This is a genomic window from Amycolatopsis sp. A133 (assembly GCF_031082405.1).
Lineage (GTDB): Bacteria > Actinomycetota > Actinomycetes > Mycobacteriales > Pseudonocardiaceae > Amycolatopsis.
Window position 1 is genome coordinate 188097 of record NZ_JAVHJU010000069.1, and the last position, 24790, is coordinate 212886.

Annotated in this window: 20 protein-coding genes; 4 read left to right on the forward strand and 16 right to left on the reverse strand. The window is 71.0% G+C overall.

Annotation, left to right across the window (positions count from 1 at the left end):
• Positions 1 to 1317, forward strand: coding sequence for a glutamate-1-semialdehyde 2,1-aminomutase (locus tag Q5425_RS42390; protein WP_308678092.1), 1317 nt, complete (start codon positions 1 to 3; stop codon positions 1315 to 1317).
• Positions 1318 to 1410: 93 nt separating this feature from the next.
• Positions 1411 to 2892: a right-handed parallel beta-helix repeat-containing protein gene (locus Q5425_RS42395; protein WP_308678093.1), complete on the forward strand. Its 1482-nt coding sequence runs from the start codon at positions 1411 to 1413 to the stop codon at positions 2890 to 2892.
• 460 nt (positions 2893 to 3352) lie between these two features.
• On the opposite strand, the gene Q5425_RS42400 is transcribed toward Q5425_RS42395, so the two are convergent.
• From Q5425_RS42400 to ddaH, 15 genes are all read right to left on the reverse strand, one after another.
• The gene (locus Q5425_RS42400) at positions 3353 to 4000 is read right to left on the reverse strand and encodes a phosphatase PAP2 family protein (RefSeq protein WP_308678094.1); all 648 of its coding nucleotides are present in this window, start codon (positions 3998 to 4000) and stop codon (positions 3353 to 3355) included.
• The gene (locus Q5425_RS42405; RefSeq protein WP_308678095.1) at positions 3997 to 5166 is read right to left on the reverse strand and encodes a glycosyltransferase family 4 protein; all 1170 of its coding nucleotides are present in this window, start codon (positions 5164 to 5166) and stop codon (positions 3997 to 3999) included. Before Q5425_RS42405 ends, Q5425_RS42400 begins: the two co-directional genes overlap by 4 nt.
• Entirely contained in the window at positions 5163 to 6431 is a 1269-nt protein-coding gene (locus Q5425_RS42410; protein ID WP_308678096.1) for an O-antigen ligase domain-containing protein, read from the reverse strand. The genes Q5425_RS42405 and Q5425_RS42410 overlap by 4 nt, the downstream gene beginning before the upstream one ends.
• Before the next feature lies 1 nt (position 6432).
• On the reverse strand, positions 6433 to 7959 hold the full coding sequence (locus Q5425_RS42415) for a right-handed parallel beta-helix repeat-containing protein (protein WP_308678097.1): 1527 nt from the start codon (positions 7957 to 7959) through the stop codon (positions 6433 to 6435).
• A 9-nt stretch (positions 7960 to 7968) separates the two neighbouring features.
• A complete protein-coding gene (locus Q5425_RS42420; protein ID WP_308678098.1) occupies positions 7969 to 10227 on the reverse strand; it encodes an alginate lyase family protein in 2259 nt (752 codons plus the stop codon).
• On the reverse strand, positions 10227 to 10451 hold the full coding sequence (locus Q5425_RS42425) for a hypothetical protein (protein WP_308678099.1): 225 nt from the start codon (positions 10449 to 10451) through the stop codon (positions 10227 to 10229). Before Q5425_RS42425 ends, Q5425_RS42420 begins: the two co-directional genes overlap by 1 nt.
• The gene (locus Q5425_RS42430) at positions 10448 to 12625 is read right to left on the reverse strand and encodes a bi-domain-containing oxidoreductase (protein WP_308678100.1); all 2178 of its coding nucleotides are present in this window, start codon (positions 12623 to 12625) and stop codon (positions 10448 to 10450) included. The genes Q5425_RS42425 and Q5425_RS42430 overlap by 4 nt, the downstream gene beginning before the upstream one ends.
• Positions 12622 to 14532 carry an asparagine synthase (glutamine-hydrolyzing) gene (gene asnB, locus Q5425_RS42435; protein WP_308678101.1) on the reverse strand — a complete coding sequence of 637 codons (1911 nt, stop codon included), beginning with the start codon at positions 14530 to 14532 and terminating at the stop codon, positions 12622 to 12624. The genes Q5425_RS42430 and asnB overlap by 4 nt, the downstream gene beginning before the upstream one ends.
• Positions 14533 to 14574: 42 nt before the next feature.
• Positions 14575 to 16440: a Wzz/FepE/Etk N-terminal domain-containing protein gene (locus Q5425_RS42440; protein ID WP_308678102.1), complete on the reverse strand. Its 1866-nt coding sequence runs from the start codon at positions 16438 to 16440 to the stop codon at positions 14575 to 14577.
• On the reverse strand, positions 16437 to 17780 hold the full coding sequence (locus tag Q5425_RS42445) for an exopolysaccharide biosynthesis protein (RefSeq protein WP_308678103.1): 1344 nt from the start codon (positions 17778 to 17780) through the stop codon (positions 16437 to 16439). Before Q5425_RS42445 ends, Q5425_RS42440 begins: the two co-directional genes overlap by 4 nt.
• A 124-nt stretch (positions 17781 to 17904) precedes the next feature.
• A complete protein-coding gene (locus Q5425_RS42450; protein ID WP_308678104.1) occupies positions 17905 to 19086 on the reverse strand; it encodes a glycosyltransferase family 4 protein in 1182 nt (393 codons plus the stop codon).
• Entirely contained in the window at positions 19076 to 20386 is a 1311-nt protein-coding gene (locus Q5425_RS42455) for a nucleotide sugar dehydrogenase (protein WP_308678105.1), read from the reverse strand. Before Q5425_RS42455 ends, Q5425_RS42450 begins: the two co-directional genes overlap by 11 nt.
• Positions 20387 to 20582: 196 nt before the next feature.
• Positions 20583 to 21278 carry a glycoside hydrolase family 75 protein gene (locus tag Q5425_RS42460; RefSeq protein WP_308678106.1) on the reverse strand — a complete coding sequence of 232 codons (696 nt, stop codon included), beginning with the start codon at positions 21276 to 21278 and terminating at the stop codon, positions 20583 to 20585.
• A gap of 253 nt (positions 21279 to 21531) precedes the next feature.
• Positions 21532 to 22188 carry a polysaccharide deacetylase family protein gene (locus Q5425_RS42465; protein ID WP_308678107.1) on the reverse strand — a complete coding sequence of 219 codons (657 nt, stop codon included), beginning with the start codon at positions 22186 to 22188 and terminating at the stop codon, positions 21532 to 21534.
• A gap of 82 nt (positions 22189 to 22270) precedes the next feature.
• On the reverse strand, positions 22271 to 23098 hold the full coding sequence (ddaH, locus tag Q5425_RS42470) for a dimethylargininase (protein WP_308678213.1): 828 nt from the start codon (positions 23096 to 23098) through the stop codon (positions 22271 to 22273).
• Positions 23099 to 23181: 83 nt separating this feature from the next.
• Here ddaH and Q5425_RS42475 point away from each other — a divergent pair, with 83 nt between their 5' ends.
• Complete coding sequence (locus Q5425_RS42475; protein ID WP_033261465.1) at positions 23182 to 23628, forward strand: Lrp/AsnC family transcriptional regulator; 447 nt, start codon at positions 23182 to 23184, stop codon at positions 23626 to 23628.
• Positions 23629 to 23743: 115 nt separating this feature from the next.
• Positions 23744 to 24319 (forward strand): dihydrofolate reductase family protein, encoded by a 576-nt coding sequence (locus tag Q5425_RS42480; RefSeq protein ID WP_308678108.1) that lies wholly within the window; start codon positions 23744 to 23746, stop codon positions 24317 to 24319.
• A 78-nt stretch (positions 24320 to 24397) separates the two neighbouring features.
• Here Q5425_RS42480 and Q5425_RS42485 read toward each other — a convergent pair whose 3' ends face one another.
• The gene (locus Q5425_RS42485; protein ID WP_308678109.1) at positions 24398 to 24787 is read right to left on the reverse strand and encodes a hypothetical protein; all 390 of its coding nucleotides are present in this window, start codon (positions 24785 to 24787) and stop codon (positions 24398 to 24400) included.
• Positions 24788 to 24790: the final 3 nt, after the last annotated feature.

Sequence of the window (24790 nt, forward strand, 5' to 3'; positions counted from 1 at the left end):
ATGGGAACGAACCTGCCCCGCTCCGCGACGGCGAACGAGCGGCTGCACCGGGCCATCCCGGGCGGTGCGCACACCTACGCCAAGGGCTCGGACCAGTATCCCGAAGGGATGGCCCCGGTCATCTCCCACGGCCGCGGCGGTCACGTCTGGGACGTCGACGGCAACGAGTACGTCGAGTACGGCGCCGGGCTGAGAGCCGTCAGCCTCGGCCACGCCCACCCGCGGATTCTCGAAGCGGTGCGGGGCCAGCTGGAGAAGGGCAGCAACTTCATCCGGCCCTCGATCATCGAGGCCGAGGCCGCCGAGCGGTTCCTCGAGAACGTGCCGACGGCCGACATGGTGAAGTTCACCAAGAACGGCTCCGACGCAACGACCGCCGCGGTCCGGCTCGCCCGCGCCGCCACCGGCCGCAAGCTCGTGGCCAAGTGCGCCGACCACGCCTTCTTCTCCACCGACGACTGGTTCATCGGCACCACGCCGATGAACGCCGGCATCCCGGACGAGACGACCGAGGCGACGGTGTCCTTCCCGTACGGCGATCTGCAGGCCGCGGAGGAGCTGCTGCAGCGCCACGATGGCGAGATCGCATGCATGATCCTGGAGCCGGCCGCGGCGGTGGAACCGCCGCCGGGGTACCTGCAGGGCCTGCGCGAACTCACCACCCGGCACGGCGTCGTCCTCGTCTTCGACGAAATGATCACCGGCTTCCGGTGGTCGGCCCACGGTGCGCAGGGCCTCTACGGCGTCACACCCGACCTCTCGACGTTCGGCAAGGCGCTCGGCAACGGCTTCGCGGTGTCGGCGCTGGCGGGCAAGCGAGAGCTGATGGAGATCGGCGGCCTCCGCAGCGACCGCGAGCGCGTGTTCCTGCTCTCGACGACGCACGGCGCGGAGACCCACTCGCTGGCCGCCGCGATGGCGGTCATGGACGTCTACCGCGACGAGGACGTCATCAGCCGCATGCACGCCCTCGGCGACCGGCTCGCCGCCGGCGTCCGCGAGGTGGCGGCCGGGATCGGCGTCGAGGACCACGTGGTCGTCCGCGGCCGGGCCAGCAACCTGGTCTTCGGCACGCTCGACGAGCAGGGCAAGCCCTCGCAGCCGTACCGGACGCTGTTCCTGCGCGAGCTGATCGGCGGCGGCGTGCTCGGACCGTCCTTCGTGGTCAGTGCCGCGCTCACGGAGGCCGACATCGACAAGACCGTCGACGTCGTCGCCCAGGCCTGCACGGTGTACCGCAAGGCCCTCGACGCCAACGACCCGGCGCCGTGGATGGGCGGGCGCCCGGTGCAGCCCGTGTTCCGCAAATACGCCTGATCCCCGCACGGGCGGGCCGGATTCACCCGTTGGGTCCGATGAGGACACTTGAGGGTGACTGTTTTCCGGCCCGTTCGTGCGTAACTTCCATCCATGGGCAGATCTCGTTCGGTTCTCGTTGCTGCTTGCTCGCTCCTGATCGCCGTGGCGTGCCCCGCGATCGCGCGCGCCGCCGACGGACCGGGTCCGGTGTGCGGGCACCAGCCGGCCGGGTACGAGCAGCCACCTTCCGGAGCCGTCACCGTCGATCCGGGTGTCGACAGCGATCTGTCGGCCAAGACGGCGGCCCACCCGGCGGGCACGACGTTCTGGCTCCGCCCCGGCACCCACACGCTGGGCAGCGACGAGTTCGGCCAGGTCGTCCCCAAGGACGGCGACGTCTACCTCGGCGCGCCGGGCGCGGTCGTCGACGGCCGCGGCGTCAACCGGGCCGCCTTCACCCAGCAGGCGCGCAACGTCGAGATCCGCGGCCTCACCATCCGCGGGTTCGCCGCGCTGCAGGACCAGGGTGTGGTCAACCACGACTCCGGCGACGGCTGGCTCATCGAGAACACCACCATCGAGGACAACGCCGGCGCGGGGCTGATGGCCGGTGCCGGCCAGGTCGTGCGACACAGCTGCCTGCGCAACAACGGCCAGTACGGGCTCAACGCGTACCAGGCGGGCGACGGCATCACCGGGCTGGTGCTCGAGGGCAACGAGATCACCGGCAACAACACCGGTGACTGGGAGGCCAAGGTGCCGGGCTGCGGGTGCAGCGGCGGCGCCAAGTTCTGGGCCGTGAACGGGGCCGACATCCGCGGCAACTGGGTCCACGGCAACCACGGCGCCGGGCTGTGGGCCGACACGAACAACAACGACTTCTTCGTCGAGGACAACCTGTTCGAGGCCAACGACGCCGAGGGGCTGTTCTACGAGACCAGCTACAACCTGGCCCTGCGCGGCAACACGTTCCGCGGCAACACCCTGGTGCAGGGCCGCGCGTTCGCGACGCGCGGCGACAACTTCCCGGTGGCGACGGTGTACCTGTCGGAGTCGGGCGGCGATCCGCGCGTGCCGGCGCGGACGTCGGCCATCGACATCAGCGGGAACACCTTCGAGGACAACTGGGCCGGCATCACGTTGTGGGAGAACGCCGACCGCTTCTGCAACAGCCCGGCGAACACGTCTTCGGGCTACTGCACCAAGGCAGCGGCGAAGTCTTCGTGCACCTCGGGCAAGATCGAGAACGCCCCGGCGTACGACGACTGCCGCTGGAAGACGCAGCGGGTGGAGATCCACGGGAACACCTTCCGGTTCGACGCGGGACGGATGGGCTGCACGAGCCTGTGCGGGCGGATGGCTCTGCTGTCGAACTTCGGGACGTTCCCGGACTGGTCGCCTTACAAGGGAACGGTGATCGAGGAGGCCATCACCTTCCGCCAGGCCAACCGGTGGCACGACAATTCCTACCTCGGGCCGTGGACTTTCGTCGTGCATGACACCTCCCAGACGGTCGACGCTGCGGGCTGGCGGGCGAACCCCTACTCGCAGGACGAGTGCTCTTCGTTCGACGGTGGGCCCGCCGGCTGCTGATCACGAGCATGCCGAACGGCTCCGACAATTTCCACCACGTCCGGCGCGAACGAGCAAGATTTCCGTTGTGCCACAAGGAAAAAATCGCGAACGGAGCATTTCGGACACCGGTTCACCCTTTTCAGCGATGGCGCTCGCACGCATGTTCGGTACCGTCGAAGACATGACCGCCTCGACGCGCCAGACCGTCCACACTGGACCGATGACGACCGCAGTTCGCAGATCGCCGAACTCCGCCCTCGGTTCACCTCGAAGACGCCCGGCCGGTGTCATCACGAACCGGCCGCCCGAGCACACAGCCAATCATCCGAGCCGACCCGCGCCCCGGTCACCCGAGCGCTTACCCACCGCCCGCCCGAGCCGACCAGCACCCCCGTCGCTCCGGCACGCAGCCCCCGATCGGCTCCGACCCGCGCACCGGCCATCAGCACCCAGTACTCCAGCGTGCAGCCTCCACGCTTCAAAGCCGGTCGGCGACGCGGTCCAGCACCCCAGCGGTCACCGGCACCGCGGCCAGCGCAGCGCAAAACCCACCGACCGCATCCGTCGGGTAGTGCGCACCCAAGGCCACCTCCGCCCATCCCATCGCGACCCCGGCCACCAGAGCGAACCCCAGAGTCAGCGACACCGCGACTCCGCGCCCGAGCGCCAGCCGGTCGGTGAGCAGAAACGCGATGATCAGCGCGAGCGCCGTCGCCATCGCCGTGTGCCCGCTCGGGTACGACAGGAACTCGCCGTGGATGGTGCGCCCGACCAGCGGCTTCAGCACCGTCGTCACCGCCACCGTGACCACGACGCCCACCACCGTCAGCACGGCCGTCCGGACGCGCCGGACCAGGCAACACACCCCCGCGAGGAGGCCGATCAGGATCACCGACCCCACCGGCTCGCCGCCGAAGTCGACGACCAGGGCCACGTATCGCCACGGCGGCCGGACCCCGTCGATCGACGGCAGGAGCGCCGCGTCGATCCCGGTCAGGCCCGAGTCGTGGAAGTGGAGGATGCCGAGCGCCACGAGGACCGCCGTCGCGAGGGCGGCCGACATCGCCAGCGGGGCACGCAGCACGACCGGCAGGGCCGCGGGTGCCGTCCGGACCAGCTCCCTCACCCGGCGATCGCCGTCTCGTACCCGGCGATCAGCCGGTCCAGCCCCACCGCGGGCGTGAAGTCCTTCTCGTACCGGACGCGGGCCGCGTCGCCCATGTCGCGGTTGTGGTCGCCGACGACCGCGCGCAGGCGGTCCGCGAGTGAGGCCGCGTCGTTCGGTACGTGCAGGAGACCGGTGACACCGTCGTCGACGAGCTCGGGGAACGCGCCGTGCGCGGCCGCGACCGTCGGGACGCCGGCGGCCATCGCCTCGACCACCACCAGGCCGAAGGCTTCCAGCCACGTCGACGGCGCGACCACCGCGACCGCGTCGGCGGTCAGCGCGCGGCACTCCGCTTTGTTCTGGAGGCCGACGTACGAGACGTCGGAACGTCCGGCCGCCCAGGCGGCGACCTCGTCCTGCATCGGGCCCGTGCCGGCGATGACCAGGGGCGCCCCCAGGGCACCGCCGAGGTCATCCCAGGCCCGCATCAGCAGGTCGACCCCCTTTTCCTCGGTGACGCGGCCGAGGAACAGCACGTGCTTCCCGTCGCCGGTGCGGCGGACGCCGGGGTCGGTGACGAAGTTGTGCTTCACCGCCATCCGCTCGCCGGGCATCCCGGCCGACACCAGGAGGTCACGTTGGGCCGCCGAAATGCAGAAGAACCGGGACACGCCCGTCCACCACCGGCGCCGGTTCGCGACCATGCTCGCCGCCATCGGGACCGTGGCCGCGCTCGAACCGCGGTAGCAGCCGTGCTTCACCGCCGGCAGCGGTGAGCCGCCGACGCACTCGGTGCAGATGCGGCCGTCGCGGTGGAGCGTGCCGGGCGGGCAGACCATCGTGTAGTTGTGCAGCGTCGCGACCGCGGGCACCCCCGCGTCCGCGCAGGCGGCGACCACCGACGGTGACAGCAGCGGGAACGTGTTGTGGATGTGCACGACGTCCGGGCGCGACGCCCGCAGCCGGGCGGCGAGCTCCTTCCGCACCGCCGGGTTCCACGGCACCATCAGCGGCACCGTGGCTTTGCGGGGCAACGGCATCGCGGCGATGTCGTCGCTGCGGCGTTCGAACAGCGACACCTGGTGACCGCCCTCGGCGAGCAGCGTCACCTCGGCGTCGACGACGTTGTTCTCGCCGCTGGGCTGCTCGGACCGGTACCGGTTGTGCACCACGAGCACCTTCACGCGCCTGCACCTCGCACGTCTGCCCCCTTCGCCGGGATGAATGCTTGTTCGTCGGACTGCGGCACCCCGCGGACCAGCAGCGACGCGGCGACCGCCAGGTGGAGCAGGTACGGCGACGCGTCGCCGAGGCCCGCTTCGGTGTAGGACGCCGAAATGCAGTAGGTGATCAGGAAGATCGCGCACGCGCGAGCCAAGGACGGCGGCCGCAGCGCGGCCACCACGACCAATGTGAGGAGGAACCCCGCCACCAGCGCGATCCCGACGAAACCCTGCTCGTGGTAGATCGCGAGCCAGCTGTTGTCGATCGGGAGGCCGTCGTAGGACTTGTCCGTCAGGCCGACGCCGAAGATGTACTCCGCCGTCGACCGCGGGGCCTCCAGCAGCGCGTCCCACACCTTCGCGCGGCCGGTGAGGCTGGAGAAGTTGTCGGCGCTCTGCCCGCGGAGGAACCACGTCTGCAGCGCACCCGCGAGCACCACACCCGCGGCCCCGCCGACGCCGACCGTCCACGCGAACACCTTCCGCGCGCGGGCACTGGTCAACACCATCGACAGGAAGGCCACCGCGAGGCCGGCGACGAGGCCGAGCGTCGCCGTGCGGGTGTGCGTGAGCATCAGCAGCCCCACCACCGGCACCACGATCGCCAGCGCGCTGCGCCACGTCGTGTGGCGCCCGAACCAGAGGAGGAGCGTGAGCCCGGCGATGACGGCCGCGTACTGACCGATCTGCGGCGGGGTCAGCGGCCAGACCGCGCCCGAAAGCCGGCCGCCGTACTCCTCCGGCATGGCGTTGCCGGGCGAGATCACCAGGCCGATCGCGACCGACGCGAGCACGACCGCGTAGGTGCGGATGTGGTACCGGACGAAGCTGAACCCGCCGTCCCACCAGCGGGTCAGCAGCCAGAGCGTGGAGACGAACACCGTGAGCCGGAAGCACCGGAACAACGCGCCGGCGCCCTCCTGCAGGTCGGCGCTGGAAAGAATGCTCGACACGAGCAGCGCCGTCAGCAGCAGCAGGTACGCGCTCGGGCGGATCCGCAGGTGCTTGTTCAGCGCCAGCGCGATCACGAACGCCGTCATCAGCGAACCCATGGTGACCAGCTGGCTGACCGACCGCGGCAGCGGAAGGACCGTCTTCGCGCCGGTCGAGCCGAGCGTGTTCAGGATGAGCAGCGCCCACGCCAGGCCCGCCCACTTCGGCGTCGAGGACGCCGGTTGGGGCGGGGCGTCGCCGCGGATGCCTGCCGGTCCGGTGTGCACCGTCATGTCAGCCCCCGGCCTGCGCGGTGAAGGTGCTCCCGCTGTCTTGCGAGTAGGGCGCGCCTTCCCATTCGCCGATCTCGAGGACGCGGTCGGCCGAGTAGGCGATGAACGTCCACGGCCCGGCGTAGCTGTTGTCGTGCCAGCGGTTGTCCTGCTTGAACGTGATCGCTTCCTGGACGTCGTCGCCGCGGTACGGCGACCAGTCCGGGTAGCTGCCGAAGTTCGACAGCAGGCCCATCCGGCCGCACGAAGCCTGGCAGCCCACGACCGCCGGGTCGAGGACGAACTTGTTGTCGTGGATGTCGACGTGCTGGGTCTTCCAGCGGCAGTCGGCCAGGAGCGCGCCGCTGGTGATCGCCGGGGCCGCGCACTCCTTGACGGCCGGCACCAGCCGGGTGCAGTCGCCCGAGGAGGTGTTGGCCGGGCTGTTGCAGAACCGGTCGGCGTTCTCCCACAGCGTGATCCCGGACCAGTTGTTCTCCAGGTAGTTGCGGGAGATCTCGATCTTCGCGGTGCGGGCCTTGATCCGCGGCTCGCCGCCGGACTCGGAGATGTAGATCGCCGGCGTCGGGAAGTTGTCGCCCTTGTCGGCGTACCGGCGGCCGTCGGCCCAGTTGTTCTTCCGGATCGTGTTGTCGCGGATGACGGCGTTGTAGCTGATCTCGTAGATCAGCGCGGCGCTGTCGTTGTTCTCGATGAGGTTGCCCTCGATGAGGAAGTCGTTGTTGTTCGTGTCGGCCCACAGCCCGGTGCCGTGGTTGTCGTGCACCCAGTTGCCGCGGACGTCGGCGCCGTTCACGGCCCAGAACTTGACCCCGCCGCTGCAGCCGCAGCCGTCGATCTTCGCTTCCCAGTCGCCGGTGTTGTTGCCGGCGATCTCGTTGCCCTCGACGACCAGCGCGGTGAGCGGGGTGCTGCCGGAGTAGGCGTTCATGCCGTACTGGCCGTTGCGGCGCAGGCAGTTGCCGCGCACCTGCTGGCGGGCGCCCGCCATGAGCCCGGCGCCGTCGTTGTCCTGGACGGTCGAGTGCTCGATCACCCAGCCGTCGCCGGAGTCGTGGTTGACCACGCCCTCGTCGCGCGGGGCGGCGAAGCCCTGCACGGTCACGTAGGTGATCTTGACGTCGACCGCGTGGCCGGTGAACGCGTACTGGTTGATCTTCCGGCCGTCGACGACAGCGCCGGGTGCGCCGATGTAGACGTCACCGTCCTTGGGGGACACCTGGTCGTACTTGTCGTCGCCGAGGATGTGCTTGCCGGGCTTGAGCCAGAACGTCGTGCCGGGCCCGGCCGAGCGTGTCTTGACGGCCAGGTCCCCCGGCACCGCGGGATCGACGACCACGGCACCCGCCGGCGCGGCGGCCGGCCCGGCCGGCTGCTTGTCGCACACGGCGGCGACCGACCCGCTGGGGGCCGCGGTGGCCTGGGCCTGCCCGCCATCGGTATCCGGCCCGCCCGAGCACGCCGCGACCGTGAGCAGGACGCCGAGCAGCGGAGCTGCACGGCCGAGTCGGAAGCGGCGGGCTGTCACGGGCGGGTCCTAACTGAAGCGGAGCAGGGTGGTGAGGTGACCGGGCGACCCGGAGCCGACAAGGGTGGTGGAGGGTTCCTTCCTGCCGAACCCCGCGGAGTACCAACCCAGCGGCGGCTCGGTGTCCCCCCGGTGCACGGTCCACGAGAGTTCGGACGGCAACTCCATGACGGCGGTGCGCACCGCACCCCCGGTGCCGGTGAGGGAGCCGGAGACCCGCCCGACGAGCGGATCGCCCCCATCCGAGGCTGCGGAGCCAGTCCCCGCACCGACGACCGGCAACCCGGGTGCCCGGGCCGTCCCCGCAGCAGCGAACCCCGTCCGGCCCTCGCCGCTCGTGGCGGCGGAACCGGACTCGGAAACCCGCCCGACGAGCGGATCGTTCCCGTCCGAGGCGGCAGGCTCACTCCCGGCGGCCGGGAAATCGGACCGGCCCTCGCCACCGGCGGCGGCACCGAACCCACTCCCCGCGCCGGCGGTCGGCAACCCGGCCCCCAAGTCCACCCCCGCGGAACCGGCGGGGGCCGTCCAGCGGAGGCGGGCCGTGGTGCCGTCGAGCATGACCGTCACCGCCGGGCCGAAGTGGAATGCCAAGCGCGCCGTCGGCCGTTCTTCGCCCAATACCTCGTCGATGATCTTCAGCGCCTCGCCGTCCAGCTCGACCGTGCGGCGGTGTACCGCCGGTGCGTAGCCGTCGTGGGCTGCCGACCAGCGGGCCGGGCCGGTGTCCGGTGTGTGGACCTCCAGCACCTTCGTCACCGCGTGGCGGGTCCACAGGAACGGACCACCCGAAACCGACTGGTCGCGGCCGGCCAGCTCGAGGGTGTTGTGGCCCAGCGTCGACCGGAAGTACGAGCGCCACTGCGGCTCGCCGTGGTAGCAGAACGTACCCGGGTCGGCCAGCACGTCCACCCCGTCGTGGCGGACCTCCAAGGACAACGCGTCCGCGTGGGCGTGCGCCGCGATCGACAGGAATCCGTGGGGACCTCCGTCGCAGCGGACCCACACTCGGTCCGAGCGGAGGATTGTCATCCCCGCGTCACGCAGGTGCGCCGGGCGGCGACCGGGGCGGACGCCCGATGCCCGCGGGGTGCGCGACACCAACGACGCCAGCAGCGGTGTCCGTACGTCGTCGCCCGGGACCGGCGGCCACCAGTCCAGGCGGCCGAACAGTGCCTCGCCCGTGGCCAGCAACGACGCCCAGCGGTCGGTCGACGTGCCGTCGACGATGAGGCCGAAGCCGTCGTCGGCGTCGCCTTGACGAGGCGGACGCAACCGGTTGTCCACAATGGACGCCAGGGCGTCCGTCATGCGGAGCAGGACGTCCCACGTCGAATCGGGCACCGGGGTGCCCGCGGCGTCCGCCTCGGCCGCCGCGGCGAGGCCGAGTTCCAGCACCAGACCGTGGTACTCGGACGCCAGTTCCGCGTTGAGGCCGGACGCGAACGTGTTGCGCGCCAGCTGGACGTCCAGCGAGCGCATCGCCGAGGCTCGCCAGCCGGCCGACTCCGGGAACCAGCCGAACGCGCTCGCCGCGGCGAGCAGCCCGGCGTCCTCGGCGATCACGTGGTTGTTCGCCGACGAACCGTGGCTGCGCAGCGTCGCGAGCCAGTTCTGGTGGTGCCACAGCTGGAGCTGGAAGTCCGGGTTCTCCTCGAACAGCTCCGCGGCACCCGGCCAGCCGTCGAGCAGGCGGCGCGTCCAGACCCACGACAGGAGCCGGATGCCCAGCTCGATGCCGCTCACCCAGTGCGGCCCCTGCAACGGCGGGTTCGCCGCCCACCACGACCGCAGGTGCTCCGCCACGCGGACCGCGTACGCCGGAGAACCGGTCAGGGCGTACGCCGCGGCCAGCACGGTGAGGTGCTGGTGGCGCGACGGCTCCCAGATCTGCTTGATGTCACCGACCGTGTCCTCCGACCGGTACGGCACGTCGAACGCGAACACGTCCGACGGTGCCCGGCGCCCGGTCTTGGGGTCGAGGAACCAGTCAGGCGCCTCGAAGTCCGCACGCTCCACGCCGAAGAACTCCGCGCGGCCCGCCATCAGCTCGTCGGCCGTGGCCAGCAGGCGCGAAGCCGCCTCGCCGGACGCCTTGCCCAGCACCCCGGCGGGCAGCGCCGCGGTGAAGCGCGGGTGCGCCGGCCAATCGGGCGGCACCGGCAGCGCGGACCGCCACTGCCGCTGGACAACGGCGTGCCGCGTGCGGCCGACGACCTCCGCCGGCCCCATCCGGGACAGCCGGCGCAGGTACCAGCCGGGACCCATCACGGCCGGGCACCTGCCTTCGGCAGCAGCGCCGGCCGGACCGGCGCGACGCTCGGCATGCCCGGGCCCAGCGTCCTCAGCCGGACCGGCGCCACGCTCGGCATGCCCGGCCGCCCCAGCCGGCTCGATGCCACACTCGGCATGCCCGGGCCCAGCCGCCCCAACCGGACCGGCGCCACACTCGGCACGCCCAGGCCCAACCGGACCGATGCCATGCTCGTCATGCCGGGGCACCCGCCTTCCGCGGCAGCTCGATCCGCACCGGCGCCGCGTTCGCGACGCTCGTCTGCGCGGCCAGGGTCGCCAGGGTCGTCGCGGCCAGCGACTCGATCGAGATCGGCATCGGACCGCCCGTCCGGACCGCGTCCAGGAAGGCGTTGACCTCCGCGGCCTGGCCCTTGTCACGCCCCTTCGGGATGCGCGAGCTGGCCCACTTCTTCCGCGAGTACACCGACGCGCGGACGAAGTCGTCGAACTTCAGGACCTTGCCGTCGGCGACGACGTCCAGCGTCTCCTTCGGGAAGCCCGACGAGCCGGTCTCCGCGTAGGTGATCACCGCCGTCGAGCCGTCCGGATAGCCGAGGGTCACCTGGAGGTCGCCCGTGGCGTACACCGACACCGGGTCGGCGTCGAGCAGCCAGCTCACCGTGTCGATGAAGTGCCCGCCCTCGCCCGCAAAACGGGAGCCCTCGCTGTCGGTCTGGTTGTACCAGCTGCCGTGGTCGAGACGGCCGGCGTTGACCAGGTACCGCACCGTCGCCGGGCCGACGCGCGGGCCGAACTGGTCGCGGGCCTCGTGCAGCAGCGGGGCGAACCGGCGGTTGAAGCCGACCTGCAGGCGGTCGTTGCCGGACTCCTCGATCGTGTCCAGCACGTTCTGCAGCTCCGAAGCCGACAGCGCCAGGGGCTTCTCGACGAACACCGCCTTGCCCGCCAGCAGCGCGCGCCGGGTCAGCTCGGCGTGCGAACTGTGGCGCGTCACCACGAACACCGCGTCGATCGACGAGTCGCCGAGAACGTCGTTGATGTCGGTCGACGCCGCGGCGAAACCGAACTTGCGGCGGGCGTTCGCGCCGGACAGCGCCGACGTCGTCGCGACGTGCTTGAGCTCGACGTCCGCGCGCTCGACCAGGTGCGGCAGCAGCATCGACGACGCGTAGTTCCCCGCCCCGATGAAGCCCAGCCGCACCGGCTGGCCCGCCGGAAGGGCAGCCGCCGGACGCGAAGCCACCGCGACCCGCGCGGACGTGACCACCGGCTCCGTCCGAGCGACCGCGTCCGGGTAGCGGAACAGCACCGCGACGGCCTTCAGCTCCCCCTCGTTCAGGGACTTGTAGGTCGAAACCGCGGAAGAGAAGTCCGAGACGTGCGTGATCAGCGGCTCGACGTCCAGCCGGTCGCGCGCGATCAGGTCGAGGACGCACTCGAGGTTGCGGCGCTCGGTCCAGCGGACCTGGCCGATCGGGTAGTCGCGGCCTTCGAGCTCGTACGACGGGTCGTAGCGGCCCGGTCCGTAGGACCGCGAGAACCGGACGTCCAGTTCCTTCTCGTAGTAGGCGTTCCACGGCAGGTCGAGCTTGCACTTGCCGATGTCGATCACGCGGCCGCGGTCGCGCGACAGCTTCGCGGCCAGCTCCACCGGGTCGTTCGTGTTGCCGCCGGCGGCGAGGTAGGTCTGGTCGACGCCCGCGCCGTGGGTCAGCTCGTCCACGGCCGTGTCGACGATGCCGGACGCCGGGTGCGCGCAGGTCAGCGCGCCGAGGCTCTCGGCCAGCTTGCAGCGCTCGGGGTCGGGGTCGACGCCGACGACGCGGACGCCGGACGACGACAGCAGCTGCACCACGAGCTGGCCGATCAGGCCGAGGCCGATGACCAGGGCGACTTCGCCGATCTGCGGCTCGCCGCGGCGGACGCCCTGCATCGCGATCGACCCGACGGTGCCGAACGCCGCGTGCCGCGGGTCGACGCCGGCGGGCACCCGCGAGTAGAGGTTCTTGGGCACCCAGTTGAGCTCGGCGTGCAGCGCGTGCTCGTTACCCGCGCAGGCCACGAGGTCGCCGACGGAGACGTCGGTGATGCCGTCGCCGACCTCCTCGACGATGCCGCACAGCGAGTAGCCGAGCGGGGTGTAGGAGTCCAGTTTGGACGTCACCTTGCGGTAGGTCGCCGAAAGGCCGTTGGTGGCCACGCTCTGCATGACCTTCGCGACCTGGTCGGGCCGGGCCTTCGCCTTGCCCACCAACGACATGCTCGCTTCGGACACCTTCATCATCTCGGTGCCGGTCGAGATCAGCGAGTACACCGTTCGCACCAGCACGCCGCCGGGCTTGCAGGCGGGCTCGGGGACCTCGAGGAGCGCCAGTTCCCCGCTCTTGTAGTTCTGGACTACCTGCTTCACTTCGCTCCCGCTCCAGACATCGCGTTCCGGTACCAATACTCAAGAGTCAAGACGTGCCAGAGGTGCTTGCCGCGGTCTTCCTGACCGGCGGCGTCCTCGGCGACCATGCGCTGCAACGCCTCGCGCTGCAGGAAACCCGACGAAACGAGCACCCCGTCGTTGACGACTTCGCGCACCAGCGGCGCCAGGTCGCGGCTCATCCAGGCCCGCAGCGGCGCGCTGAACAGGCCCTTCGGCCGGTGCACGATCTCGCTGGGCAGGATGTTCAGCGCCGCGTTCTTCAGCGCCACCTTCCCGGCGCGGCCGACGATCTTCTTGTTACCGGGGATCTTGAACGCCGCCCGCACGACCTCGACGTCGACGAACGGCGTCCGCACCTCGGTGGACGCCGCCATCGTCGACCGGTCGGTGTAGGTCAGGTTCAGCCCCGGCAGGAACAGCCGCGAATCGGCCAGGCACATCCGGTTGACGAAGTCGTCCAGGGCCTGGTCGTGGTACGTGTCCGCGTGCTCGGTCAGGACGTCGTCGACCAGCGGGGCGAAGTCCGGGTTCAGCAGCGAAACCAGCTCCGCGCGGTCGTACATCGTGTAGCTGCGCCGGAACGCCGTCTCCTCGGGCAGGCCCGCGAAGGACAGGAACCGCTTCGCGAACCGCACCGACCGGTAGCCGCGCTTGGCCGACGCCACCGGCAGCCGGTCCACAATGGACTCGACCGGACGCCGGACCGCACCCGGCACCTTGTGGTAGCGCAGGGCGATCAGGTTCGCGAGGTGCTTGCGGTAGCCGGCGAACAGCTCGTCGGCACCCATCCCGGACAGCATCACCTTGACGCCGGCCTCGCGCGCGGCCGAGCAGATCAGGAACGAGTTGATCGCCGCCGGGTCGCCGATCGGCTCGTCGAGGTGGTAGGTCATCTTCGGCAGCAGGTCGAGCACCTGTGGCGCGATTTCGATCTCGTGCAGGTCGACGCCGAACTGCTCGGCGACGATCCGGGCGTACTTGAGGTCGTCCGGCATCGCCTCGAACTTCGCGTCCTCGGCCCGGAACCCGATGGTGTAGGCGGAGATCCCGGGCTGCGACCGCGCGGCCAGCGCCGTCAGGTAGCTGGAGTCCAGGCCGCCCGAGAGGAACGTCGCGACGGGGACGTCCGACAGCAGGTGCTTGGCCGTCGACTCGGCGATCACGGCGTGCAGGTCGACCTCGCCGTCGAAGGCCGCGCCCTCCTCGGCGACCTCCCGCAGCGACCAGAACCGGCCGCGGTCCACCTGGCCGTCCGGACGGCACCGCAGCCAGGTCCCCGGCTGCAGCTTCTCCGCGCCCTGGTAGGCGCACCGGCTGTCCGGCACCCAGTAGTAGAGCAGCGACGCGATCAGGGCGGCGTTGTCGACCTGCAGTGACCCGCCGAGCTCGCCGGCGAGGGCCTTGAGCTCGGACGCGAACGCGACCCCGCCGCCCCGCTGCACGAAGAACAGCGGCTTGATGCCCAGCTGGTCGCGGACCAGGAACAGCTCGCCGGTGCCCTCCTCGAACAGGGCGAAGGCGAACATGCCGCGCAGCTTGGGCAGGCAGTCCGTGCCCCAGCGCCGCCACGCCTGCAGCAGCACCTCGGTGTCGGACGTGCCGCGGAAGCGCACGCCGGCGCCCGCCAGCTCGGCCCGCAGCTCGGGCGCGTTGTACAGCTCGCCGTTGTAGCTCAGCGCGAGCCCGTCGAGGACCATCGGCTGGGCGCCGGTTTCGGACAGGTCGATGATCGAGAGCCGCCGGTGGCCCAGGTGGACTTCACCGGGGCCGGCGCGGTGCTCGTAGCGGCCGGAGCCGTCCGGTCCCCGGTGGGCCAGCGTCTTGGTCAGCCGGTCGGTGAGCGGCCCGCCGTCCGGCCAGAGGTAGGTGCCTGCGATGCCGCACATCTCGGGTGCGTTCCCCTTCGGTCGCGGCGCGGGTCAGGAGACTCACGCACTCTTGTCGGGGGTCTGGGTGGCGGAGCCCCCGGCCCGGGGCGAAGCCCCGGTTGTCACAGCACTCTTTTCGGGGGTCTGGGTGGCGGAGCCCCCGGCCCGGGGCAAAGCCCCGGTTGACACAGCGCTCTTTTCCGGCTCGAGTCCGGCGTTGAGTTCGCCCTGGTGGCTCGGTTCGCCTTGATCGCGTTTGAACGGCGTCGGCCGTGGCTTCGGCTTGATCGGGGCGAACTTCTTCGTCGGCGCGTTCAGGTGGTCCGGGACGCTCACGCCGCCGGGTGGCGGCAGGGGCGAAGCCGGTGGCCGCGGTGTGGCGAGCGCGGGCGGGAGCACCGGCCGGACCGGAATGAACCGGCGCGTCGGCGGCTCCGTCTTCGCGACGCGCTCGGCGACGCGGGCGACGAGCTCGTCCAAGCGGTCTTCACGCTCGGCGGGAGCCGCGCTGCCGCGCCCGCGCAGGGCCGTGTGCAGGCCGTCCCACAGCGTGCCGTCGGACTTGTCGCGCGGGTCCGGGTCGACCAGCACGATGCCGATGACCGGGATCCCCTGGTCGGCGAGCTGCCGCGCGACGGTGTGCAGCCACAGGGTGTTCGCGTGCCCGGCCTTGACGACCAGCACGGTTTCCTTGCCCAGGTGCTCCAGGTCGGTCCACGCCGTGCCCGGCGACACCGTACCGACGCTGACGCGGCGCTCGCCGGGCGGATCTCCGGCGCCCACCACGGAGACGGCGCTCCCGGTCTCCTTCGCCAGCTTGCGGACGTCCTCGCCCGGCAGGTCGTCGACGACGCTCGCCGCGCCCTCGGCGGCCAGCTCTTCGGCGATGTCCAGGCCGAGCGCGGCGGCGACCTTCGGGGCGCCGAGCTCCAGCAGCGACACCTCGCGCGGGTCCTTCTTGATCAGGCGGACGAGCGTCGTGGCGACGCGCTTGCGTTCGGCGACCGCGCGCGAGCGCCGCCACAGCCGGGCGGGGCCGCGCAGCTTCGACGGCAGCTGCGCGATCACCGACGCGCCGAGGTGGGTCGAGATTTCCCGGCGCAGCACCGGCCGGTCGCGCGACACCGCGCCGACGGCGACGAGCGCGAGCCCGAGGGCCAGGCCGAGCGCGAACCCGATCCCGCCGTTGGTCGCGGTGGTCTTGAGGAACGCCTTGGGCAGCGCGCGGGCCGCGTCGACGATCTGGGTGCCCGCGGTGACCTGCGGGCTGCCGATGCCGGCCTGCTGGGCGCGCGAGGTGAAGTCCGAGATCTGCGCGGTGAGCGCGGCGCGGCGGCTGTAGAAGCTTTCGAGGGTGGGCTGGCTGGCCTGGCGGCCCTTGCCCTCCTCGTCGACGATCTGCTGCTCGAGCTTGCCCAGCTCGTCCTGGGCGTTCTTGCGCTGGTCGAGGATGGCCTGCGACTGGGCGGCCGCGGCCGCCTGGCTGCGCTTGACGTGGTCGGCGATGAACGTCTCGGCCAGCGCCTGGGCCCGCGCCACGGCCTCTTCGTTGCTCTTGGCCTTGACGGTGATCTGCAGGACGTTGTTCGTGAGGCCGAGGCCGGCGTAGTTCTTCATGAAGTCTTCGGGCGATTCGGTGCTGCCCAGCTTCTTCAGCGCGCCTTCGGCGATCGGGGTTGTCTGCAGCACGGCGACGTCGGTCCGCATCAGCGTGCCGCTGTCGGTCGGCGAGTCGTCCTGGTGGACCACGATGACCTTGGCGACCGCGGTCGGCGGCGCCGGCAGCACGAACCCGACCGCCGCGCCGGCGACGAGCCCGAGCAGCGCGGTGGCCAGCCAGAACCGCTTGCGGCGGCGGATCGCGACGAACAGCCGCTGGAGGTCGATGAGCGGGGCGGCCTGGGCTTGCGAGGGGGGAGTCGTCACGCCGAACCTGCCAGGGCTTTCTCGGGGGCTTCCGCCGCGGGTCCGGGTTTCTCCGGCTCGATCGGCCGGACGGCGTGGGTGAGGACCGCGCCGACGATCTCCTGGCCGCCGTCGGCGCAGGCCTCGGCGAGCCGGACGAGCTGCCACGCGCTGCGCGTGCCGGAGCCGAGCACGACGAGGACTCCGGAGCCGGCCGTGGCGTCGGGCACCGTCGGCCGGTCGGCGGAGAACTCGAAGACCCGCAGCGGCACGGACAGCCGGTCGGCCAGCTCGGCGAGCTGCGCGGCGGCCAGCCGGCCGGTCTCGTCATCGTCGGCCACCAGCAGCAGGACGTCGGCGGGGCCGGTGGCCAGGCGAGCCAGCACCCGGCGGTAGCGGATGTCGCGGTTGACCGCGTCGGCCGAGGTCGCGACCGGCGGGAGGACCCACGGCCGGTCACCGCCGAGCAGCTGCCGCACCTTGCCGACGAGACCGGTGGCGGGCAGGCGGTCGCCCTCCGGGGTCGTGACGTCGACGCCGGCGAGGATCGGCGCGCCGAGCGCGGACGCGATCTCCGGTTCGCCACGCAGGCGCCGGTCGGTGCGGGCGCTGAACAGGTGGCCGAACACGCCGGCGAGGAAGAACAGCACGGCGCCCCCGGCGACGAACTGCATCATCGTCGGGGCCGCCGGCGACGTCGGGCGCTGCGACGGCCCGAGCACCACGGTGTTGCCGACGCCGGTCGCGAGATCGGCTTCGTTCAGGTCGTTGATCGCCTGCTCCAGCGACGTCTTCAGGCCTTCGAGCTGGGTGCGGACCTGCACGCTCTCCACGGTCAGGTCGCCGCCGACGTTCTTGGCGAGGTCGCTGATCTTCTCCGTGGTCAGCTTGACCTGCTGGCGCAGCGACTCGCGCTGCTCCTGCGCCAGCTGCACCGAAGCGTCGGCGGAGTTGCTCGCCAGCTGCCCCGAGTACTTGACGAACTGCTGGGCGACCTGGTCGGCGAGCTGCTGGGCGTGCTCGGCGGTGTCGGCGGAAGCGGTGATCGTCACGACGTTGCCCTGCGCCACCGTCGTGCTGACCTGCTTCTTCAGGTCGGCGCCGCTGGGCCGCCACGGCAGCACGGCCGCGGCGCGGTCGAGGACGACCGAAGCCGTCGCGATCTCGGCCTGGGTCAGCAGCTCGTCGGCCTGACGAGGGCCCTGCAGCAGCACGCTCGACGTCGTCTTGTAGCCCGGTGAGAACAGGATCGACGCTCCGGCGCCGACCAGCGCGCCCAGCACGGCGAGGGCGGCCAGCAGCCGCCACCGCCGTCGCAGGACCTGCCCCACCAGGGCCAGGCGCACCGTGTCGTCAGTCAACGGCGGATCTCCATTCCTGAGACGGGTACGCCGAACGGGTTCAGTTGATCGGCCGGTTACCCCAACCGTCGTCGGACCGGGAGCATTGGTTACACGTCCGGGTGACTTCTTGACCGAATGGCGATCAAGACTTCACGGCGTGCTCATACGCGGCGAGCAGGTTCTTCGCCGAGTTCTCCCACGAGAGCGCACCAGCGACCCTGGCCTGGCCGAGCTTGCCCATCCGGGCCCGTTCCTCCGGGTCGTCGAGCAGCTGGGCGACGAGCTTCGCGAACGCCGATTCGTCGTTCGCCGGGGCGTAGACCGCCGCGTCACCGGCGGACACCCGCGCTTCCCGCAGCTCAAACGAGACGATCGGCTTGCTCATCGCCATGTACTCCATGACCTTGTTCATCGTGGAGACGTCGTTGAGCGGGTTCAGCGGGTCCGGCGACAGGCAGACGTCGGCGGTGGACAGGTAGCGGACCAGGTCCTCGTCGGAGATCCGGCCGGTGAACTCGACCTGGTTGGCCAGCCCGAGCTTCGCCGACAGCGCAACCATGTCGTCGAAGGCGTCGCCGGAGCCGACGAAGACCGCGTGCCAGTCGGTGCGGCCGACCTCGTCACGCAGCTTCGCGAGCGCGCGCAGGGCGTAGTCGACGCCGTCCTGCGGGCCCATCACGCCGAGGTAGGCGAGCAGGTACGGCTTGCCCTTCTTCAGCTCGGGCTCGGCCGGCACCTCGTGGAACCGCTCGACGACCGGGGCGCTGCGCACCACGAAGACGTCCTCGGGCTTCTTGCCGCCGCGGATCCGGGCGACCTGCCGGTAGCTCTCGTTCGTCGAGATCACGACGTCGGCGGCGCGGTAGGTGGCGCGTTCGAGGGCGCAGACCCCGCGGTAGAGGAGGTCCTGCCCGCGGTCGAACCGCGACAGGTACAGCTCCGGACACAGGTCGTGCTGGTCGAAGATGAACTTCGCGCCGTGGCGCTTGAGGTACTTCGCGACCAGGTACAGCAGGTCCGGCGGGTTGCAGGCGTGCACGACGTCGACCGGCCCGACCTTGCGGGCCAGCCGCAGCGTGTGCCACAGCGCGCTGCCGTATTCCTGCAGGTAGCCGGCGGGGCCGCCGGTCGCCGCCTGGAGCGGATAGCGGTGGATGTGGACGCCGTCGACGACGGCTTCGGCCTCGGTGTCGCGTTTTGTGCCCTGCGGGCAGATCACGTGGACTTCCCACCCGGCGTCGCGCAGGGTGGTGGACTCCTGCCAGACCCGCCGGTCGAAGGGAACGGACAGGTTTTCGACGAGGATGAGCGCTTTACCAGGCAAGGCCGGCGTATCCCTCTTCAAGGCGACGCGTCGCGGCGTCGGGCAGGCGGACGAGGTCGACGATCGCCCGGCCGTGCGGCAGGGCCGCCAGCACGTCCGGGTCCTTGGTGCCGACGAGCAGGACCTCGGCGTGGTCCATGACTTCTTCGACGGTCCCGGCCAGCAGCTGGCCGAGGTGCGGGAGCCGGCCCTCGATGTACTCGCGGTTGGCGCCCATCAGCCGCGAGAGGCTGACGTTGGCGTCGTAGATCTTCAGGTCGAAGCCCTTGCCGAGCAGCTTCTCGGCCAGCTCGACCAGCGGGGACTCGCGCAGGTCGTCGGTGCCCGGCTTGAACGACAGCCCGAACAGCCCGACCTTGCGCTTGCCGGTGCGCGCGACCAGGTCGAACGCCCGCTGCAGGTGCTCGTCGTTCGACGCCAGCACGTGCGACAGGATCGGCACGCTGACGTCGGCGCGGTGCGCGGCGTAGACGAGCCCGCGCAGGTCCTTCGGCAGGCACGAACCGCCGAAGGCGAACCCCGGCTTGAGGTAGGCGGGGCTGATGTTGAGCTTGGTGTCGGCGAGGAAGACCTCGATCACCTCGTGCGAGTCGAGGCCGAGCGCCCGGCAGATCGAGCCGAGCTCGTTCGCGAAGCCGATCTTCAAGCCGTGGAAGGAGTTGTCGGCGTACTTGGTCATTTCCGCGACCGGGATGGGCACGCGGAAAACGGGACCGGGCAGGCCGTCGTACAACGCCGCGACGGCGTCGCCGCTGGCTTCGTCGATCTCGCCGATCACCGTCTTCGGCGGGTCGAAGAAGTCGCGGACGCTGGTGCCCTCGCGCAGGAACTCGGGGTTCACCGCGACGCCGAAATCGACCCCGGCCGTGCGGCCGGAGGCCTTCTCCAGGATCGGGACCAGCAGGTCGAGGCAGGTGCCGGGCAGCATCGTGCTGCGGAAGACGACGGTGTGCCGCTCGCTCTTCTTCGCGAGCGCTTCGCCGATTTCTTCGGCCACGCGCTCGAGGTAGACCGTGGAAAGGCTGCCGTTCGGCGCCGACGGCGTCCCGACGCAGATCAGCGAGATTTCGCTGTCGGCGACGGCTTCGGCGACGTCGGTCGTGGCTCTCAGCGCGCCGCTCGCGACGACGTCGGCGGTCAGCTCGCCGATCCGCTCCTCGACCACCGGGGCGTTGCCCTGGGTGATGAGGTCGATCTTCACCGGGTTGACGTCCACGCCGACCACCCGGTGCCCCTGCCCCGCCAGGCACGCGGCGGAAACACAACCGACGTAACCGAGCCCGAAGACACTGATCTTCACGCCAAACCTCCGCTATTCCGCGCGACCCTCAAGTTGGTCGGCGGGCGCCCCTGGATCGTTACCGCCGGCACGGCGAACGGGGGAAGGCGTGAGACTGCGGTGAGCCGCAAGGGTTTTGCGGGAGAATTGCGTCTCGATCCGGCGGCGGACCGTGGACAAGAACCCCGGTCCGCCGCCGGATCGTGAATCGGTCGCGTCAGTTGTTGTTGACGAAGGTGGTCGCGAGGCTCTGCCCCTTGCTCACCGCGTTGGCGTGGTTCTCGATCGGCGAGACCGTCGAGTTCTTGAAGCAGATGTACGTCACGCCGGAGTCGGTGCCGCCGTTGGACGGGTCCGGGTTGATGCCGAGGTCCTTCGCCGTCGCGTAGGAAGCTTCGCCGATGATCTGCGACGGCCCGGTGTCCCCGATGACCGTGTACTCGACCTTGCCGTTGTAGATGACCGCGCAGGAACCGCCGCCCTTGAGGCCGGAGGAGGAGTACTTCCAGATGCTGCTGGAGCTCGGCACGACGATGTAGGGCAGCTTCGCGGCGTTGAGCGGCTTGCCGTCGGACTGGTGGAACGCCGTGTCGTCCTGGAAGCAGCAGTCGGTGTCCTCGTTGCACTGCGTGGTGCGCTGGCCGTCGCAGTCGATGTCCATGTCGGCTTTCCAGAAGACCGCGCCGTTGGCGTCGCAGACCGCGACCGTCTTGCTCGAAACGTCTTCGTCGGTCTTGTACTTGCCGTTCGAAATCTGGTTGCAGCCGGTTGTCTTGGCGAGCAGCTGGGCCGCGGTGGGGGCGGCTTCGACGGTGGCGGGCGAGGCGGCCGGGGCCGGTGACGCCGACGCGATGGCCGACGGCAGCGTGGCCGCGGCGAGCGCGAGCGTCGCGAGCAGGATCAGTTTCCGCATTCCTGGTGCTCCCTTTAGTTAGGAAACTTTCCTTACGGCGGCGGGGCACCAGGATGCACCTCGCGCCGGGGCGCGTTCAAGCCCTCCGCGTCCGTGAATTTCCCATCACCCGGCCGGAGTTGACGAAAAGGCTGCTCACCGGTGCGGGTGCGCGGAAGGCGGTGTCCCGTTCGCCGGAACACCCCGGCCGACGTCCGCACGAGGGTCGTGAGTGTTAAGGCGGGTTCTAACCCGCCTTACCACTCACGACGGTTCAGCGAGCGGTGCGGTGGAACAGGCGGTTCGTCCAGTGCGGCGCCCGCCGGGACCCGGCGAGCACGCCGTCGAGCCAGTCGCCGTCGAGGTCGTGCGGGAGCTCGGTGCGCGCCTGCAGCCAGCGGTCCTGGCGGGCCGCCCCGCCGTCGCTGGTGTAGACGCGGGTGGCGCCGGCCTGCCGCAGCCGCGCGAGCACCCGCCGGTCGTAGGCGCCGAACGGCAGGGAGTACCGCCGCACCGGCCGGCCGCAGAGGTCGCCGAGCAGCTTCGGCGCGTCCTTCAGCTCGCGATCGGCGTGCCGGTCGTCGAGCCGCCGCCAGTCGCGTGGCTCCCAGCCGTGCGAGCCGATCTCCATCCCGGCCCGCACGAGTTCGCGCAGCCCCTCGCGGTCGAGGTAGCCGCGCTGGCCGAGGCGGCCGGCGAGGGGGAAGAACTCCGCCGTCAGCCCGCGGTCGGCCAGCCGCGGCAGCACGATCTCGACGTCGGAGTCGTTGCCGTCGTCGAAGGTGAGGTGGACGTCTTCGCGGTCCGCGGCGACGTCGAGCACGCGCTCGAACTGCTCGACGGTCAGCCAGCGGTCGTCCTCGCCCGGGTCGAGCGTGCGCACCGGCCGGCCGACCCCGTGCACGGCGAGGATCACCGTCACCGCTCCCACCGCCTGCCACCGCGAGTAGTCGATTTGTTACTTCGATTAATCGCCATGGCAAACGGGTGAGTTACACCTTTTTCGCCGTTGTTCAGCCTTTGCGGATTTCCAGCGTGCAGCACTTCGGCCCGCCGCCGGCTTTTCGCAGCTCAGAGATGTCGACGTAGACCGGGTCGAACCCCCGCCCCCGGAGAAGTTCACCCAAACGGCTCGCCTCCACCGGCAGGACGACATTGCGGCCGTCGGAGACGCCGTTGAGGCCGAAGCACTCGGCGTCTTCCTTCGTGGCGAGGACGGCGTCCGGGAACACGCGCTCCAGCACGCGGCGCGAGCCGGCCGAGAAGGCGTCCGGGTAGTAGACGATCTGCGCGCGCGTCGTGTCCGTCGCCTCGGCGAGCACGAACAGCGCCGTGTCGAGGTGGTAGTAGCGCGGGTCGACCAGCTGCAGCGAGACGACCGGGACCCCGAGGACCTCCTGCGCCTCGGCGTGCGCGGCCGGGTCGGTGCGGAAGCCGGTGCCGGCGAGCAGCAGGGTGCCGGTCCAGGCGAAGTCGCCTTCGGCCTCGTTGATCTTCTCCGGCATGGTGATGTCGCGGTAGCCGTGCTCGACGAACCAGCGGCGGAAGTGCTCGGCCTCCGCGGCGCGCTGCGGGGCCCGGAACCGCGAGCCGAGCACGCGGCCGTCGACCACGGTGCCGGAGTTGGCGGCGAAGACCATGTCCGGCAGGCCGGGCTGGGGCTCGATCTCCTCGACGGTGTGGCCGAGGCGGCGGTAGGTGTCGCGCAGCTCGGTCCACTGCGCGACGGCGACGTCGGCGCTGACCGGCTGGGTGGGGTCCATCCAGGGGTTGATCACGTAGTCCACCGCGAAGAAGCGCGGGGGGCACATCAGGTATCGACGGGTGGTCGGTACGCGCATCGCCTGCATGATTGCAGGGTAAGGGGCGCCTAATATCGCAATCAATCGCTGTTCGCTGCGCGTATCTGTGCTAGATGTTGCGTGTGAACACCATCGACCAGCGAATCGTTTCGTGCCTCGTGGCGAACGCGCGCTCCAGCTACGCGGAGATCGGCAAGGTGGTCGGCCTGTCCGCCCCGGCGGTGAAGAGGCGCGTCGACCGGCTGCTCGAGACGGGGATCCTGCGGGGTTTCACGGCGGTGGTCGACCCGGAGGCACTGGGCTGGGGCACGGAGGCGTTCGTCGAGGTCACGTGCCAGGGCAACATCACCCCGGCCCGCATCCGGGCGCGTTTGGAGCCGCTCCCGGAGGTGGTGGCCGCGTACACGGTGTCGGGAGCGGCGGACGCGATCGTCCACCTGCGGGCGGCGGACATCCACCACCTGGAGACGGCGCTGGAGCGGCTGCGCGGGCTGGAGATCGTGGACCGGACGGTGTCGACGGTGGTGCTCTCACGGCTGCTGGAGCGGCCGCCGACGCCGGAGCAGTGACGTCTCCGGGCGGAGTCGAGAAAACTTCGGAGGCGGTTGTCGGATCGGGCCGGTGGCGTTCGTGGCCGGGGTGAGGTGCCGCCAGGCACGACCGACTGCCCCGCGAGGAGCCACCATGACCGCCACCTACACCTTCGACGTCTTCTCCACGCTCGACGGCTTCGCCAACCACAACGGCGACTGGGGCGGCTACTGGGGCAAGCAGGGTCCCGAATTCCTCGCGCACCGCGCCGCCGCACACCGCGACCCGTTCCGCATGGTGCTCGGGGCCAAGACCTACGCGTCCAACGCGCCGTTCCTGCGCGCGGGCTTCGATCGCAGCCGGTTCGACGAGTGGATCACGCGCATGTTCGCCTCCCCCGTCACGGTGCTCTCCCGCCGGCTCACCGAACCGCTCGGCTGGCCGGGCACGACCATCGAGGCCGGCGATCCGCTCGAGGTCGTCTCGCGGCTCAAGGCCGAATCCGACGTGCCGCTGCGCTCCCACGGGAGCCTGACGCTCAACCGCGCGCTGCTCAACGCCGGTCTGGTCGACACCGTCGAGGTGACGGTCTTCCCGGTGCTCTCCGGGAAGACCGGCGTGGACCGGGTCTTCGCCGGCGTGGACGACTTCGACCTCGAACTGCTCGAAGCCCGGACCTTCGACGGCCACACCCAGGTGCTGACCTACCGGCCGGCCCGGCACGGCTGAGGGGCGGCTGCGGGCTGCGGGCGCGCGAAACTGTCGGCCCTCGCCGATAAGCTGGTCATCGGGGCCGGAGGCGCGACCTCAGCCGCCCAGCGCCCGCAGCACCGCCGGGGCCTCGTCCGGGTGCAGCCGCAGCTCCGTCCGGCCACCGGCGGCGTGGAACGTCACCGCCTGGCGGTCGACCGCCTGCATCGTCAGCTCCCCCGGCTCGAACACCACCGGCTCCTCGCGCAACGAACGCCACCGCACCGGGCCGTCGCCGGCCACCAGCCACCCTCGCCGCTCGCGGCCGCCGGTCAGCTCCTCGTCGCGCAGCACGCACGGGTACTCCACGACCTCCCCGCGCGCCGCGGCCGCAGCGCGGGCCCGGCGGCGGCGGCCGCCGAACAGCTCGACCGTGTCGATCATCGTCAGCAGGTTGCCAGCCAGCACGATGATCCCCTTGACCAGCGCGCCCACCACTTCCCCCATGCG

Coding starts and splice junctions, on each gene's coding strand:
- Q5425_RS42390 (WP_308678092.1), top strand. CDS start 1: ATGGGAACGAACCTGCCCCGCTCCGCGACGGCGAACGAGCGGCTGCAC.
- Q5425_RS42395 (WP_308678093.1), top strand. CDS start 1,411: ATGGGCAGATCTCGTTCGGTTCTCGTTGCTGCTTGCTCGCTCCTGATC.
- Q5425_RS42410 (WP_308678096.1), bottom strand. CDS start 6,431: ATGACGGTGCACACCGGACCGGCAGGCATCCGCGGCGACGCCCCGCCC.
- Q5425_RS42420 (WP_308678098.1), bottom strand. CDS start 10,227: ATGGGTCCCGGCTGGTACCTGCGCCGGCTGTCCCGGATGGGGCCGGCG.
- Q5425_RS42425 (WP_308678099.1), bottom strand. CDS start 10,451: ATGACGAGCATGGCATCGGTCCGGTTGGGCCTGGGCGTGCCGAGTGTG.
- asnB (WP_308678101.1), bottom strand. CDS start 14,532: ATGTGCGGCATCGCAGGCACCTACCTCTGGCCGGACGGCGGGCCGCTC.
- Q5425_RS42460 (WP_308678106.1), bottom strand. CDS start 21,278: ATGCGGAAACTGATCCTGCTCGCGACGCTCGCGCTCGCCGCGGCCACG.
- ddaH (WP_308678213.1), bottom strand. CDS start 23,098: ATGCGCGTACCGACCACCCGTCGATACCTGATGTGCCCCCCGCGCTTC.
- Q5425_RS42480 (WP_308678108.1), top strand. CDS start 23,744: ATGACCGCCACCTACACCTTCGACGTCTTCTCCACGCTCGACGGCTTC.
- Q5425_RS42485 (WP_308678109.1), bottom strand. CDS start 24,787: ATGGGGGAAGTGGTGGGCGCGCTGGTCAAGGGGATCATCGTGCTGGCT.